The sequence below is a fragment of the Novosphingobium sp. FW305-C-111 genome (genome assembly GCF_058783565.1).
In genome coordinates this window covers 253,385-267,094 of the sequence record NZ_JBYSYP010000006.1, presented here as the reverse complement: position 1 = coordinate 267,094, position 13,710 = coordinate 253,385, and the positions used below count along the sequence as shown (strand labels likewise).

At 68.2% G+C, this 13,710-nt stretch carries 16 protein-coding genes; 9 read left to right on the top strand and 7 right to left on the bottom strand.

The genetic code is table 11. The features are described from left to right. Positions 1-210 precede the first annotated feature (210 nt). Positions 211-822 carry a J domain-containing protein gene (locus tag AC3WLD_RS09650; protein WP_492556737.1) on the bottom strand — a complete coding sequence of 204 codons (612 nt, stop codon included), beginning with the start codon at positions 820-822 and terminating at the stop codon, positions 211-213. Positions 823-851: 29 nt separating this feature from the next. Here AC3WLD_RS09650 and AC3WLD_RS09645 point away from each other — a divergent pair, with 29 nt between their 5' ends. From AC3WLD_RS09645 to AC3WLD_RS09615, 7 genes are read left to right on the top strand one after another with little or no spacing between them, the layout of a single operon-like run. Next, entirely contained in the window at positions 852-1,124 is a 273-nt protein-coding gene (locus AC3WLD_RS09645; RefSeq protein WP_492556736.1) for a BolA family protein, read from the top strand. Continuing rightward, complete coding sequence (locus AC3WLD_RS09640) at positions 1,117-1,575, top strand: NUDIX hydrolase (RefSeq protein ID WP_492556735.1); 459 nt, start codon at positions 1,117-1,119, stop codon at positions 1,573-1,575. The genes AC3WLD_RS09645 and AC3WLD_RS09640 overlap by 8 nt, the downstream gene beginning before the upstream one ends. Further along, the gene (locus AC3WLD_RS09635; protein WP_492556734.1) at positions 1,572-2,456 is read left to right on the top strand and encodes a pirin family protein; all 885 of its coding nucleotides are present in this window, start codon (positions 1,572-1,574) and stop codon (positions 2,454-2,456) included. Before AC3WLD_RS09640 ends, AC3WLD_RS09635 begins: the two co-directional genes overlap by 4 nt. A gap of 24 nt (positions 2,457-2,480) precedes the next feature. Continuing rightward, on the top strand, positions 2,481-3,299 hold the full coding sequence (locus AC3WLD_RS09630; protein WP_492556733.1) for an SDR family NAD(P)-dependent oxidoreductase: 819 nt from the start codon (positions 2,481-2,483) through the stop codon (positions 3,297-3,299). Beyond that, on the top strand, positions 3,296-4,198 hold the full coding sequence (locus AC3WLD_RS09625; RefSeq protein ID WP_492556732.1) for an alpha/beta fold hydrolase: 903 nt from the start codon (positions 3,296-3,298) through the stop codon (positions 4,196-4,198). The genes AC3WLD_RS09630 and AC3WLD_RS09625 overlap by 4 nt, the downstream gene beginning before the upstream one ends. Then, positions 4,198-5,481, top strand: coding sequence for a low temperature requirement protein A (locus AC3WLD_RS09620; protein WP_492556731.1), 1,284 nt, complete (start codon positions 4,198-4,200; stop codon positions 5,479-5,481). The genes AC3WLD_RS09625 and AC3WLD_RS09620 overlap by 1 nt, the downstream gene beginning before the upstream one ends. Positions 5,482-5,530: 49 nt before the next feature. Continuing rightward, the gene (locus AC3WLD_RS09615; RefSeq protein ID WP_492556730.1) at positions 5,531-6,238 is read left to right on the top strand and encodes a peroxiredoxin-like family protein; all 708 of its coding nucleotides are present in this window, start codon (positions 5,531-5,533) and stop codon (positions 6,236-6,238) included. Here the strand turns inward: AC3WLD_RS09615 and AC3WLD_RS09610 are convergent. Both AC3WLD_RS09610 and AC3WLD_RS09605 read right to left on the bottom strand, forming a co-directional pair. Further along, positions 6,191-7,114: a LysR family transcriptional regulator gene (locus AC3WLD_RS09610; protein ID WP_492556729.1), complete on the bottom strand. Its 924-nt coding sequence runs from the start codon at positions 7,112-7,114 to the stop codon at positions 6,191-6,193. The genes AC3WLD_RS09615 and AC3WLD_RS09610 overlap by 48 nt on opposite strands. 78 nt (positions 7,115-7,192) lie before the next feature. After that, a complete protein-coding gene (locus AC3WLD_RS09605; protein WP_492556728.1) occupies positions 7,193-7,396 on the bottom strand; it encodes a hypothetical protein in 204 nt (67 codons plus the stop codon). A gap of 62 nt (positions 7,397-7,458) precedes the next feature. Here AC3WLD_RS09605 and AC3WLD_RS09600 point away from each other — a divergent pair, with 62 nt between their 5' ends. Further along, entirely contained in the window at positions 7,459-8,358 is a 900-nt protein-coding gene (locus AC3WLD_RS09600; RefSeq protein ID WP_492556727.1) for a DMT family transporter, read from the top strand. 22 nt (positions 8,359-8,380) lie between these two features. Here AC3WLD_RS09600 and AC3WLD_RS09595 read toward each other — a convergent pair whose 3' ends face one another. Continuing rightward, positions 8,381-9,901, bottom strand: a complete 1,521-nt coding sequence (locus tag AC3WLD_RS09595; RefSeq protein ID WP_492556726.1) for a fatty acid--CoA ligase — start codon at positions 9,899-9,901, stop codon at positions 8,381-8,383. A gap of 171 nt (positions 9,902-10,072) precedes the next feature. Between AC3WLD_RS09595 and AC3WLD_RS09590 the strand changes: the two genes are divergently transcribed. Further along, positions 10,073-10,204, top strand: coding sequence for an entericidin A/B family lipoprotein (locus AC3WLD_RS09590; RefSeq protein ID WP_492556745.1), 132 nt, complete (start codon positions 10,073-10,075; stop codon positions 10,202-10,204). Positions 10,205-10,209: 5 nt separating this feature from the next. Here the strand turns inward: AC3WLD_RS09590 and AC3WLD_RS09585 are convergent, their stop codons facing one another. The 3 genes from AC3WLD_RS09585 to gcvPA are packed head-to-tail and all read right to left on the bottom strand — an operon-like array spanning position 10,210 to position 13,632. Further along, positions 10,210-10,698, bottom strand: a complete 489-nt coding sequence (locus AC3WLD_RS09585) for an ABA4-like family protein (RefSeq protein ID WP_492556725.1) — start codon at positions 10,696-10,698, stop codon at positions 10,210-10,212. A gap of 16 nt (positions 10,699-10,714) precedes the next feature. Continuing rightward, on the bottom strand, positions 10,715-12,277 hold the full coding sequence (gene gcvPB / locus AC3WLD_RS09580) for an aminomethyl-transferring glycine dehydrogenase subunit GcvPB (protein ID WP_492556724.1): 1,563 nt from the start codon (positions 12,275-12,277) through the stop codon (positions 10,715-10,717). Next, positions 12,274-13,632 (bottom strand): aminomethyl-transferring glycine dehydrogenase subunit GcvPA, encoded by a 1,359-nt coding sequence (gcvPA, locus tag AC3WLD_RS09575; RefSeq protein WP_492556723.1) that lies wholly within the window; start codon positions 13,630-13,632, stop codon positions 12,274-12,276. The genes gcvPB and gcvPA overlap by 4 nt, the downstream gene beginning before the upstream one ends. Positions 13,633-13,710: the final 78 nt, after the last annotated feature.

The following is a 13,710-nucleotide window of genomic DNA, read 5'->3' as shown; positions in this document are numbered from 1 at the left end:
AGCGCGAGGTGTGAGCGGGAAGCCGGCTTCGCCGGTGGCGCTGCATCTCCGCGTCTCCGCGTCTCCGCGTGAACCCTATTTTCTTTTCAGAGACTCAGCGCGAAGCGCGGGATCCCGGATCAAGGCCGGGATGACGAGGGAGGCCGGCGCAACACCTTTGCGCCTCCCTTCTTCCTTCGCGCCTTTGCGCGAACCCGATCCGCCGCAGCCTTACGCGAACGCCGCCGTCGTCTTCAGCCGGTTGTACGCCTCGACCACCGCCTGGAGCCGGCCCTCGTGACTGCGATCGCCGCCGTTGCGGTCCGGGTGGTACTTGCGGACGAGCAGCGAATAGCGGCTGCGGAGCATCTTGCGGTCGGCATCGAAGCCGAGCCCCAGCGTCTCGTAGGCGCAGCGCTCGTCAGGGGAGAGCCCGCGCCGGACCGCGTCGGCTTGCCCGGCGAGGTCCGCCTTGCGCGCCCGCGCCCGCGCCTGGATCGCCTCGAGCGGGTCGGCATAGTCGGCCCAGCGCGGCGCGGCGTCGATGCCGGCGTCGGGGCGGAAGGCGCGAACGTGGGTGTCCCAGCCGGCGAGCGGCGACTGGGCGCGGAGGATCTCGTCCGGTGTCATGCCCTTGAACCAGTCGTAGCCGGCGTTGAACTCGCGTACGTGGTCAAGGCAGAACCAGCGATAGTCGCCGGGCCCGTCAAAGCCGGGGGTACGTTCGCCGGGGGCGCGGAACTCGCCCGCTTCGGGACAGCCCGGGCGCTGGCAGCGCTGGCCGGCCCCGCTCACCCGGCCATGGAATCGATCATGAGGTTTGGCGTGCTTCACCCGTGCCATTTGGCGATTGAGGCGCTAGAAGAAAACCCATGACAGGACCGATCGCCGCCGAAATCCGCCAACTCCTCGAATCCGCGTTCGCGCCGACGCGGCTCGTCGTCCAGAACGACAGCGCGCAGCACAGCGGCCACATGGGCGACGACGGGAGCGGCGAATCGCACTTCACCGTGGAGATCGAGAGCGCCGCCTTCGCCGGCCAGTCGCGCCTCGCCCGCCAGCGTCTGGTGCTCGGCGCGCTTGGCGACATTCCCGGCCAGCGGGTCCACGCCCTGGCGATCAGGGCGCGTGCCCCCGGTGAGTGAGGTGACGGAGCAGCCGCTGCGCGTGCGCCGGGCGGCGCGGGTGCTGGTGCTCGATCCCGACGACCGCCTGCTGCTGTTCCGCTTCACCTTCGATGGCCGCCGCCCGTTCTGGGCGACCGTGGGCGGCGAGTGCGATCCCGACGAGGACTGGCACGAGGCGGCGCGGCGCGAGCTTCACGAGGAAACCGGCATGGTCGCCGACTGCGGCCCGATCATCGCGGAGCGCGGCAACCGCTTCGTCACCGCCGAGGGCGAGAAGGTGATCGCCGACGAGCGTTATTTCCGCGTGCGCGTCCCGGCGTTCGAACTCGACACCTCGCGCCACACCGCGCTCGAGCGGCGGATCATGCAGGAACATCGCTGGTTCACCCGGGTTGAGCTGGCGAGCTGGCACGAACCGGTGTTCCCGCCGGAAATCCTGAACCTGCTCGACCGGGAGCCCCTCACATGATCGACATCGTCCAGCGCATCGTGCCCGTCAGCCACGACCTCGGCGCGTTCCAGGTGCGGCGCGCCCTGCCCGCGCGGCAGCGGACGATGGTCGGCCCGTTCATTTTCGTCGACCAGTTCGGCCCGGCCGATCTCGGCGTCGGCGGCGGGATGGGCGTGCGCCCGCACCCGCACATCGGCCTCGCCACGGTGACCTGGCTGTTCGAAGGGGCGATCGATCACCACGACAGCCTTGGCAGCTTCGCCACGATTCGGCCCGGCCAGGTCAACCTGATGACCGCCGGGCGCGGCATCGTCCATTCCGAGCGCAGCCCGAAGAGCGAGCAGGACGGGTCCGGGCGCCTTTATGGCATGCAGACCTGGCTCGCGCTGCCCGACGGGCAGGAAGACATCGACCCCGCGTTCGAGGCGGTGACCGACCTCCCGCAGATCGTGGACGGCGACAGCTGCGCCCGCGTCATCATGGGCAGCCTGTGGGGCGAGACCGCGCCGACGACGCAGCACGCCGCGACCATCTATGCCGAAATCGTCCTGGGTCGGGGCGGCTCGATCCCGCTCGACGACGATGCTGACGAGCGCGCGGTCATGCTGGTCGGCGGCGAGGCGGAGGTGGCCGGCCAGCCCCTGAGCCTGTTCGAGCTGGTGGTGCTGAAGCCCGGCGCGAAGTTGATGCTGTCGTCGTCGTCCGGCGGCCGCGTGATGCTGCTGGGCGGCGAGGCGTTTTCGACGCCGCGCCACGTGTGGTGGAACTTCGTCCACTCCTCGCGCGACCGGATCGCCGCGGCCAAGGACGACTGGGTCCAGGGCCGCTTCCCGCCCGTCCCCGGCGATCCCGAATTCATCCCGTTGCCATCGCAGCCGACCACGGTAAGCTACCCGTAAGTATAAGCAGGCGGGAGAGCAGGAATGGCAAGCTTTGCGGGTCAGGCGGTGTGGATCACCGGCGCGTCATCAGGCATCGGCGCAGCGCTGGCACGGCAGTTGGCGGCAGATGGTGCGCGGCTGATCCTGTCGGGCCGCAACGAGGCGGCGCTGGCGGAGGTGGCCAAGGGTGCGGCCGACACGCTGGTCCTGCCGTTCGAGGCGACCGATTATGCCGCCCTGCCCGCCATCTCCGACAAGGCCTGGGACTGGGCCGGCGGGATCGACTGCCTCGTCAACAATGCCGGGATCTCGCAGCGCTCTCTCGCGGTGGAGACCGACTTCAGCGTTTATGACAGGATCGTGGCGGTCGACCTGCTCGCGCCGATCGCGCTGACCCAGGCGGTGCTCCCGAAAATGGCGGCGCGCGGCTCGGGTCGGCTGGCGATGATATCCAGCGTCGCCGGCAAGGTCGGCTCGCCGCTGCGGTCCGCGTACAGCGCGGCCAAGTTCGGGCTGGTCGGCTATGCGGGCTCGGTCCGGGCGGAGGTGGCCGCGAGCGGGATCTCGGTCCATGTCATCCTTCCCGGTTCCGTCCGCACCGAGGTTTCGCGTAATGCGCTCGGCGCGACCGGGCAGCCACGCGGATTCAGCGACAAGGCCATCGACAACGGGCTCGATCCTGACCAGGCCGCGCGGCAGATGATCGCCGCGATGCTGGCGGGCGAGCGGGAGATCGTGGTCGCCGAAGGGGTCGAGCGGCAGCTTGCCGAAGCGACCCGCACGCCCGAGGCCATCTATGACCAGTTCGAGGCGCTGATGGCCAATGGCTATGCCGCGCAGCTCGGAGCGACCAGGGAATGAGCATGGAACAGAACCGCATCACCCTCGGCAACGGGATCGAGCTCGATGTCGTCGACACCGGCCCGCGCGATGCGCCGGCGCTGGTGTTCCTCCACGGCTTCCCGGACTCGCACCGCACCTGGCGGCATCAGATCGCGCAGTTTTCGGACCGTTATCGCTGCATCGCGCCCGACCAGCGCGGCTACCGTCATTCCTCGAAGCCCGAGGGCGTCCCGAACTACACGCCTGACAAGCTGATCGGCGACGTGTTCCAGCTCGCCGACGCGCTGGGGCTGGCGCAGTTCACGGTGATCGGCCACGACTGGGGCGGCGCGATCGCCTGGGGGGTGGCGTTGCTTGGCCAGAAAACCCGCGTGCCGCGCGCGGTGATCTGCAATGCCCCGCACCCGGTGCTGTTCCAGAAGCTGCTCTACACCAACCCCGTCCAGCGCGCGGCGAGCCAGTACATGCGGGTGTTCCGCGATACCGATAACGACGCGATGGTCCGCCAGTTCGGCCTCGCCGCGATCCTCGCCAAGGGCTTCGGCGAAGGCACCGTCCTGAAAACACTGCCCGATGACCACGAGCAGCTTCTCGCCGAATACATGAACCCCGATGCCGCCATCGCGATGCTCAACTGGTACCGCGGCAGCCCGCTCGAGATCCCGGCGATGGACGCGCCATTCGAGATCCCGGCAAGCTACACGCCGCCGGCGATCCCGCCGCTAGACATCCCGACGCTGGTGGTCTGGGCGATGGACGACATCGCCCTGCCCCCGGAAAACCTCGACGGGCTGGAAGATTCGATCCGCGACCTGACGGTGGTCAAGGTCCCGGACAGCGGCCACTTCGTGCAGTGGGAACAACCGCAGATGGTCAACGCGGCAATCGAGGAATTTCTCGCCCGGACCGGCGGCTGATGGCGAACGGACCGGAGCCTGCCGCGCCGCCTTCGCTGCTGCGCAACCATCGCGGCGGGCACGCTCCGGTGACCTACCTCGAGCTGTTCTTCGACCTCGTGTATGTCTTCGCGATCACCCAGCTTTCGCACTTCGTGCTGAAGCACCTCGACCTCGCCGGGTTTTTCGAGGGCGTGATCCTGTTCCTCGCGGTGTGGTGGGCGTGGATGTACACGACCTGGGCCGCCAACTGGGCCGATCCCGAAAAGCTGCCGGTGCGGCTGATGCTGCTGGTGGCGATGCTGCTCGGCATGGTCATGGCGGTGGCGATCCCCGATGCGTTCGGCGCGAACGGGATGCTGTTCGTGGTCGCCTATCTCTCCGCGCAGCTCGGCCGCAGCGTGTTCATGGCTTGGGCCATGCGCCGCGACGACCGCAAGGGCGGCATGAGCATGGTGCGGATCGCCTGCTGGTTCGTCGTTTCCGGCGCCTGCTGGGTCACCGGCGCCCTGCAGGACGATCCGGCGGTGCGGATCGGCTGGTGGGGTCTTGGCGTCACCATCGAATACCTTGGCCCGGTGCTGGGTTTTCGCACCCCGTTCCTGGGCCTGTCCACTCCGGCCGACTGGACGATCTCGGGCAGCCACATGGCCGAACGCTGCGCGCTGTTCATCATCATCGCGCTGGGCGAAGGGATCATCGTCACCGGCGCGGTCTTTGCCGGCGAGCCGATGACGCCGCCGCGCATTTCGGCGTTCCTGCTCGCGTTCCTCTCGTCGGTGATGATGTGGTGGCTCTATTTCGACGTGGGGGCGGAGCGCGGTTCGCGGCATATCGAAGGGCACGATCAACCGGGCAAGGTCGCGCGCAACGCCTACACCTACCTGCACATGCCCATCGTGGCCGGGATCGTCCTGTCGGCCGTGGCGGACGCGATGTTGCTCGACCATCCCGGAGGCCCCGCGCCGCGCGAGCTGGTGCTGATGCAGACCGGCGGGCTGACGACGTACCTGGTCGGCGCCGGCGCGTTCAAGCGCTTCTCCTCGCCTCGCGGCAACTTCCCGCTGTCGCATTCGGTCGGAAGCCTGGTGCTGCTCGCGGTCGGCGCGTGGGCCTGGGCCGAGGCGCCCCTGACGCTGGTCTTCGTGGCAGTGACGAGCGCATGCCTGGCGGTGATTGCGATCTGGGAATGGGGTTCGTTCCACGGGGGCTGGAATGAGCGGTTCCGCCGGGCGACCGGGCGGGAAAAGCCGCTCGCCGATCCGGACCGTAACGAGCCGGGCGCGAAGGCCGAACAGGGATAGGCGGGGCGCGACACTCGGTGCTAAGATCTGCGCCCGAGGGGAACCACGAATGACCCATCCACTCGTCGCCGCGCTCGAGAACAGGTTCCGCGAGGTGCGCAACCTCGACCAGCCGCTCGGCCAGCGGCTCAAGGCGATCGCCGACGAGGTTCGGGCACGCAGCCTGCCCTTTGCAACAGCGGTGGACGAATTCGTCGCCCGGCTCGAACGGGCGCAGGCAGGCAGTTCCGCGCCGCAGGTCGGCGAGCCGATGCCGCCGTTCACGATGCCCGATCACGATGGCCGGCTTGTCTCGCTCGAGGACGTCCTTGCAGACGGTCCGGCCATTCTGGCCTTCCACCGCGGTCACTGGTGCCCCTATTGCCGGCTCAACATGAAAGGCTTGGCCGAAATCGAGGGCGAGGTCGCGCCTGCCCGGATTTTCGCCATTTCCGCCGAACTGCGCAGCCATACGCAGGCGCTCCGCGCCGAGGCGGGGGCGAGCTTTCCGTTCCTGACCGATGTCGACGCCGGCTACGCCCTGTCGATCAACCTGGCGATCTGGGTCGACGAGCTGATGTCCTCGATGATCGCCGCGGCCGGTTGGGACGTGCCCGGTTACCAGGGCGGCAGCGCCTGGGTCCTGCCGATCCCTGCGGTTTTCGTGCTCGACGAGGACGGGATCGTCCGCACCCGCCACGTCGATCCCGACTATCGCCGGCGAATGGAGCTAGACGACATCGGCGAGGCCGTCCGCCGCCTGGCCGGCCGTGGCTGACCAATCGGCCGAGCGGACGAGGTTGAGCAGCGCAATCCCCTCGCGCGAACGCTGCCGTCCGGCGACGCTGTAGACCGCCACCGTCCTCCGCAGGTCGAGGGATTCGCATGACAGGTGGCGCACCCGTTCCGACCGCAGCGCGCTCGCCGGGAGGATGGCGATGCCGAAGCCGGCGACGACCAGCGCTTCGAGGTCGCGGTTGCAGTCGACCTCGTGCGCGGTGTCGATCGGAATGCCGGCCTGCTCCATGCGCGAGGACTGGATTTCGGACGGATCGTGGCGCTTGTGGACAAGGAAGCGGCTTTCGCGCAGCAGTTCGACATCGAGATCGAGGTCGTTGCGCAGCGCCAGCGCATGGTCGGGCGACACGACGAGATCGAATGATTCGCTGAACATCGGCCAGGAATCGAGCCGGTCCCAGTTCTCTCCAAGCGGCCCGCCAAAGGCCAGTTCGACCGTGCCGTTGCGCAGCCACTCGGCAATCTCGCTGCCGGCGCCGCGGCGCAGCTTGAGCTGGATGCCAGGGAAGCTCCGCTCCATTTCGCGCAGCGGGGCCAGCAGCAGCGCGATGTCGAGCGTGCCCGACACCGCGATGGACAGCGCCGGGACTTCGCCCCGCTTGACCTTTTTTGCCAGCGACTTGGCATTCATTGCGCTGTCATAGCACTGGGTCATCAGCGGCAGCATCCGCTCGCCCAGTTCGGTCAGGTGGCTGAGCCGCCCTTCGCGGCGCAGCAGCTGCCCGCCGAACTCGTCCTCAAGCTGGCGGATGGCCTTGGTCAGCGCCGGCTGGCTCACATTGCACTGCTCGGCCGCACGCGTGAAGTTGAGCGTGCGCGCGACGGCAATGAAATAGCGGACCTGCTGCATTTCCATCGACGGTACCCCAGCCCGGCGACATCATAGCCTCGGACAGGCGCACGGGCGAGTCCCGTCGTCGCCCTTGGTCGTGCGCTAGCCGGCGAACCACGTCCGCGCGGCGATGCCGAGCGTCATGCACGCGACGAACAATGCGACGAAAAAGATGCCGGTCCACGGCATGAACCCGACCGCGTCGGGATTGCTGCGACGCAGGCGCTTGAGGTCCGCCCAACGGGCGGTGGCGGCGAGCAGTGCGGCGCACAGGCCCACGGTTCCGGCAAGCATGGCGTCGGTCATCGCGTGCGCAGATAGGGATCGCGGGCTTGCGATCAAGCGGCTTGTGCCTATGGCGGTGCGAGATGGAAGTCCGCCAGCGCCCGATGCTCGCCCTCGCGATCCGCCTGCTCGCGGCCTTCCTCCTCTCTGTCATGCTGATGCTGGTGAAAGTCGTCGGCAACCGCGGGGTGTCGCTGGTCGAGACGATGTTCTGGCGGCAGGCCATCCCCACTCTCCTGGTCGGCGGGTGGCTGGCGGCAGCCGGCCAGCAGCACCTGCTCCAGACCGAGCGGTTCGGGGCCCATGTGGTCCGCGCCATCTATGGCACGACGGGCATGTTCCTGACACTGGGCGTGGTCATGCTGCTGCCGCTGGCGGAAGCGACCGTGCTCGGGTTTCTCTCGCCGGTCTTCGCCGTGATTCTGGCCGCGATTCTGCTCAGGGAAAAGGTCGGGCGGATCCGCTGGACGGCGGTGGCGCTGGGCTTTGCCGGGGTGCTGATCATCGCCGGGCCGGATCGCTCGCACCTGCCACTGTTCGGCCTTGCGGTGGGGGTCGGCGCGGCATTTATGGTCGCGCTGGTTTCGATCCAGGTCCGCGACTTGGGACGGACCGAGCATCCGCTGACGACGGTGTTCTGGTTTTCCGCGCTATCGACCGTCGTTCTGGCAATTCCGGCGTGGTGGACGGGCAGTGCGCATGATGGAACCACCTGGGCGCTGCTCGGCGCTATGGGGCTGACCGGCGCGCTGGGCCAGGTCGCACTGACTGCCGCGCTGCGCCTCGGCCCGGTCTCCAGCGTGATCGTGATGGATTACAGCCAGTTCGGCTGGGCGACGCTGTGGGGACTGCTGGTCTTCGATCAGTTGCCGCCTGCCGCGACCTGGATCGGCGGTCCGGTGATCATCGCCGCGGGGCTCGTGATCGTCTGGCGCGAACACCGCCTGCGGCTGGAAAAGCCGGTGGGGGCGCTGGGGAGTTAAGCCCCGCTTCCCCGCGACTGAGTCAGTTCACCTGCCGCTCCTTGCCCGCCCAGTACGGCTCGCGCAGCGAGCGGCGCATGATCTTGCCGGTCGGATTGCGCGGCAGTTCGGGGATGACGTCGACGGACTTGGGCGCCTTGAATCCGGCGATCCGCTCGCGGGCCCAGGTGATGACGCTCTCGGGATCGACGGTGCAGCCCGGCCTGGGCACGACGCAGGCCTTGACGGCCTCGCCCCACTTGTCGTCCGGCACGCCGATCACCGCCACTTCCAGAACGTCGGGGTGGCCATAGATCGCGCTCTCGACCTCGGCCGGATAGACGTTCTCGCCGCCCGAGATGATCATGTCCTTGATGCGGTCCTGGATGTAGATGTAGCCGTCCTCATCCATGTAGGCGGCATCGCCGGTGTGGACCCAGCCGTCATTGAGGGTCTTCGCGGTCGCCTCGGGCAGGTTCCAGTAATGGACCATGTTCGCAGCCGAGCGGGTGACGACCTCGCCCACCTGCCCGCGCGGCAGCTCCTGCCCGTCCGGTCCGACGATCTTGACCTCGACCCCTGGGCAGGCCTTGCCGGCCGAGCGCATCCGCTCGCTGCCCGACAGGTCGTGGTCGGCGGGCGGCAGGATCACCACCGTGCCGGTGGTCTCGGTCATCCCGTAACACTGCATGAAGCCGGCGTTGGGGATGGTTTCGACCGCCTGGCGGAGGAGTTCGAGCGGGATCGGCGCGGCACCGTACATCACGTATTTCAGCCGCGAGAAATCCGTCTCCTGCGCCCGGGGGTGCTGGATCACCATCTGCAGCGCGGCGGGGACGATGAAGAAGCGGGTAATCCCCTGCCCGATCGCGTCGAGTGCGCGGCCCGGATCGAACTCGGCCTGGATGATCGCCCTGGCCCCGGCGGTGAAGGCGATGAGGCCAAGGCCCGTGCCGCCGATATGGGCGACCGGCATGCACACGAGGATCGCCTCGTCCTCGTCCCAGCCCGACCACGGCAGGTCTGCCTCCATCGCCGCGCGGCGCAGCCCGAACAGGTTGCGCTGGACCAGCACCGCGCCCTTGGGGTGGCCTGTGGTGCCCGAGGTGTAGAGCTGGAGCGCGGCATCGTCGGGCCCGGCCGGCTCGATTTCGCCCGGATCGGTGCGGGCGATCAGGGCACGGGTTTCCGGCTCGGTGATCACCTTGACCCCGAGCCTGTCGCCCAGCCCCTTCGCCACGCTCTCGAAGCCCTCGCCTGCGAAGATGATCTTCGCGCCCGCGTCGGTGACGACATATTCCATCTCGGGCGGGGCGAGCCGCCAGCCGATCGGCGCGATCACGATGCCGACGCGGGCGGCGGCGAAGAACAGCTGGAAATAGAGGTCGGCGCTCTTGCCGATCCACGCGATCCGGTCGCCCTTCGCCAGCCCTTCGGCCTTCAGCATGGTCGCGATCCGGCGCATCAGCGGCTCGAGTTCGCCGTACGTGGTGATGCGCCCGTCCTGGTCCATTGCCACGACGTCGGGACGCGTTTCGGCCCAGTGGCGGGCGAAATCGTCCATGGTCAGGAAATCGGCAGTCTCCAGCATCATCCACTCTCCGCTGTCCGGGCACGCTTTGTCGCCGCGGAGTGTATCTCCGTCGGAACTTCCGGCGCTCCGGATCGTTTTTATACCGATGAGAATAATGCGGTTCCTGTGAGCCGCAAGGTCTTTGAGGAAAAGGAAACCAAGATGATCCGCAAGTTCATGATGGCATGCGCTCTCGGCGGCCTCGCGCTGGGCGTTTCCGCCTGCAACACCGTCAAGGGTGCCGGCAAGGATATCGAGTCGGTCGGCCAGGCCGGCGCCGACGCGATCGACTGATCCGTTCAGCGACGGAAGCGGAAACGCTTCTCCCCAGCGGCGCGCGCGGTTTCCCGTGCGCGCCGTTCGCGTATCATGAGCCAGCCGAGCAGGCCGAGAGGCCCCGCGAGGAACGTGGCCACCAGGAACGGGGCCTGAATCCACCGCGAGAATTCCTTGGCATCGGCATCGCGGGCGATCCACAGCCCGGTGAACAGGTCGAACGCCAGATAATGCGTCCACCCGAGTACGATCCCGCCGTCAGACTGGAATAGCGCGCGGATTCCGGCGATCGAATAGTCGGTGAGATCCGCCGCAGCCGCCCCCGGCACCTGCCCGGGATCGACCGAATTGCTCACAAGCAGGATGAAGATCACGGCATAAGCCGCGCAAAGCAGGCCGCTGCCCAGATAGAAGGCGATGCTCAGCGTCAAGGGCCTGCGCGGCGCCAGGAGGAGGATCGCCCACCCCGCCAGCGCCACCCAGTTGGTGAACGCGAACAATCCCTGCCACATCGCCCAGCGCTCCCCTTTACTCGGGCTTCCACACCAGCTTCGGCTTGCGCGCCGCCAGCGTCTCGTCAAGCCGCCGCCGCGGGGCGAGGTGCGGCGCGGTCTTGAGCAGAGCATCGCCTGCCCGCGCCCGGCCCGCCAGCGAGCGCATCGCACCGATGAACTGGTCGAGCGCCGCCTTGCTCTCGGTCTCGGTCGGCTCGACCAGCATCGCCCCGTGGACGACCAGCGGGAAGTACACCGTCATCGGGTGATAGCCCTCGTCGATCAGGCCCTTGGCGAGGTCGAGCGTGGAGAACCCTTCGGCAAACCCGTCGTCGCTGAACAGCGCTTCGTGCATGCACGGGCCCGCCGCGCCGAACGGCGCGTCGAGCACGTCGTCGAGCGAGCGCAGCACGTAGTTGGCATTGAGCACCGCGTCCTCGGCCACCTGGCGCAGGCCGTCCGCGCCGTGGCTGAGGATATAGGCGAGCGCGCGGGTGAACATGCCCATCTGCCCGTGGAACGCGCACATCCGCCCGAACGCCTGTGCGTGGCCCTCCTCGGCGGCGTTCTCTTCCTCGACCAGCCGGACCGTGCCGTCGGCCTGCTTCGCGGTGAACGGCAGCGGGCCGAATGGCGCGAGCGCCGCGGACAGCACCACCGGCCCTGAACCCGGCCCGCCGCCGCCGTGCGGGGTCGAGAAGGTCTTGTGGAGGTTGATGTGCATCGCATCGACGCCAAGGTCTCCCGGGCGGACCCGACCGACGATCGCGTTGAAGTTCGCGCCGTCGCAATAGACATAGCCGCCCGCGGCGTGGACCGCGTCGGAGATCGTCTTCAGGTCGCGCTCGAACAGCCCGCAGGTGTTGGGGTTGGTGATCATCACGCCCGCCACGTCCGGCCCCAATCGGGCCGTGAGCGCGGCGAGATCGACCCGGCCGTCCGCGGTCGCCGGGATGTTCTCGACCTTGAAGCCGGCGAACGCGGCGGTTGCCGGGTTTGTGCCGTGGGCGCTTTCGGGAACGAGGATCACCTCGCGCAGGTCGCCGCGCGCTTCCAGCGCCGCGCGAATGCACAGCAGCCCGCACAGCTCGCCGTGCGCGCCGGCCTTTGGCGTCATGGCAACACCGTGCATCCCGGTCAGGTCGATCAGCCAGTGGGCAAGCTGGTTCATCGCCTCGAGCGCTCCCTGCACCGTCTGTTGCGGCGCGAGCGGGTGGACGTCGGCAAAGCCGGGCATCCGCGCGACCTTCTCGTCGAGCCGCGGGTTGTGCTTCATCGTGCACGAACCGAGCGGGAACAGGCCGAGGTCGATTGCATAATTCTGGCGGCTGAGGCGGGTGTAGTGGCGGACCGTCTCCGGCTCGGACAGGCCGGGCAGGTCGAGCTTCGCCCGCAGCGGCAAGCCCTCGAGCGGCGCGCCGGGTTCCTCGCCGAAGTCGACGCCGGTGCGGTCCATGCCGCCGATCTCGAACAACAGTGGCTCTTCCAGCATCAGCGCGCGGTTGCCGGTGAAGGTGGTCACCTCCGGCGCTTCGTGGCCGGGGTGCTGCGCGGGGCCCCTCTCGGGACGCCAGCCGGCGGGATTGAGGTCGTTCATGCCAGCACCTCCGCAAGAGCCGCACCCAGCGCTTCGATGTCTTCGTCGGTCGTGCATTCGCTTGCCGCGACCAGCAGGCCGCTCGCCAGTTCGGGGTGGCCGGGATAGAGCCGGCCGAGCGAAACCCCGCCCAGCACGCCGCGATCGGCGAGCGTGCGCACGGCTTCCCGCGCATCGCCTGGAAGTTTCACGGCGAACTCGTTGAAATAGCTTGCATTCACCACCTCGACGCCCGGCACCTTAGCCAGCCGTGCCGCGGTCTTGCGCGCCTTGTCGTGGCTGAGCCGCGCCATCTGCGCCAGTCCCGTGCCCCCCAGCAACGTCAGGTGGATACTGAAAGCCAGTGCACAAAGTCCCGAATTAGTGCAGATATTGCTCGTCGCCTTCTCGCGCCGGATATGCTGCTCGCGGGTCGACAGGGTGAGGACGAAGCCGCGCCGCCCTTCGGCGTCGACGGTTTCGCCGCAGAGCCGGCCGGGCATCTGCCGCACGAACTTCTCGCGGCAGCCGAAGAGGCCGAGGTACGGTCCGCCGAACTGAAGTCCGACGCCGAGCGACTGGCCCTCGCCTACCACGATGTCCGCACCCAGGGCCCCCGGACTCTCGATGAGGCCGAGCGCCACCGGCTCGGTCACCACCGCGACCAGCAAGGCACCGTTGGCTTGGGCCGCCGCGGCGATCGCGGCGAGATCGGGGATCCGCCCGAGCACGTCAGGATACTGCACGAGGACGCAGCCGGTTTCAGAATCGATCTTTGCAATCAGCGACTTGCAGTCGGTTCCTGCAACCAGTTCAGGAGCTTCGTGGACCAGCGTGTCGCCGGTGAACTTGGCCATTGTCTTCGCGGTTTCGGCATAATGCGGGTGCAGGCCCGACGACAGCACCGCCTTCTTGCGCCGCGTGACACGCCCGGCCATCGCGATCGCTTCCCAGCACGCGGTCGAGCCGTCGTACATCGAGGCGTTGGCAACGTCGGTCCCGAACAGCCGCGCGACCTGGGTCTGGAACTCGAACAGCACCTGCAACGTGCCTTGCGCGATTTCCGGCTGGTAGGGCGTGTAGGCGGTCAGGAACTCGCCGCGCTGGATCAGGTGGTCGACGCTGGCCGGAACATGGTGGCGATAGGCCCCTGCCCCGAGGAAGAACGGCGCCGCCCCGGCGGTCAGGTTCTTCGCCGCGAGCGCGCTCATGTGGCGTTCGACCGCCATTTCGCTCGCATGCATCGGCAGGCCGGCAATCGGCCCGGAAAGCCGCGCCGCTTCGGGTACGTCCACGAACAGGTCGTCGATCGATCCCGCGCCCACGGCGGCAAGCATCGCCTCGCGGTCGGGCTGGGTCAGGGGAAGGTAGCGCATCCGTTTGTCCATTCGTCATCCCGGGCTTGCCCCGGGATCGCTGGAGGTTTGAGCAAGGTTGCCAGCGGTCCCGGGTCA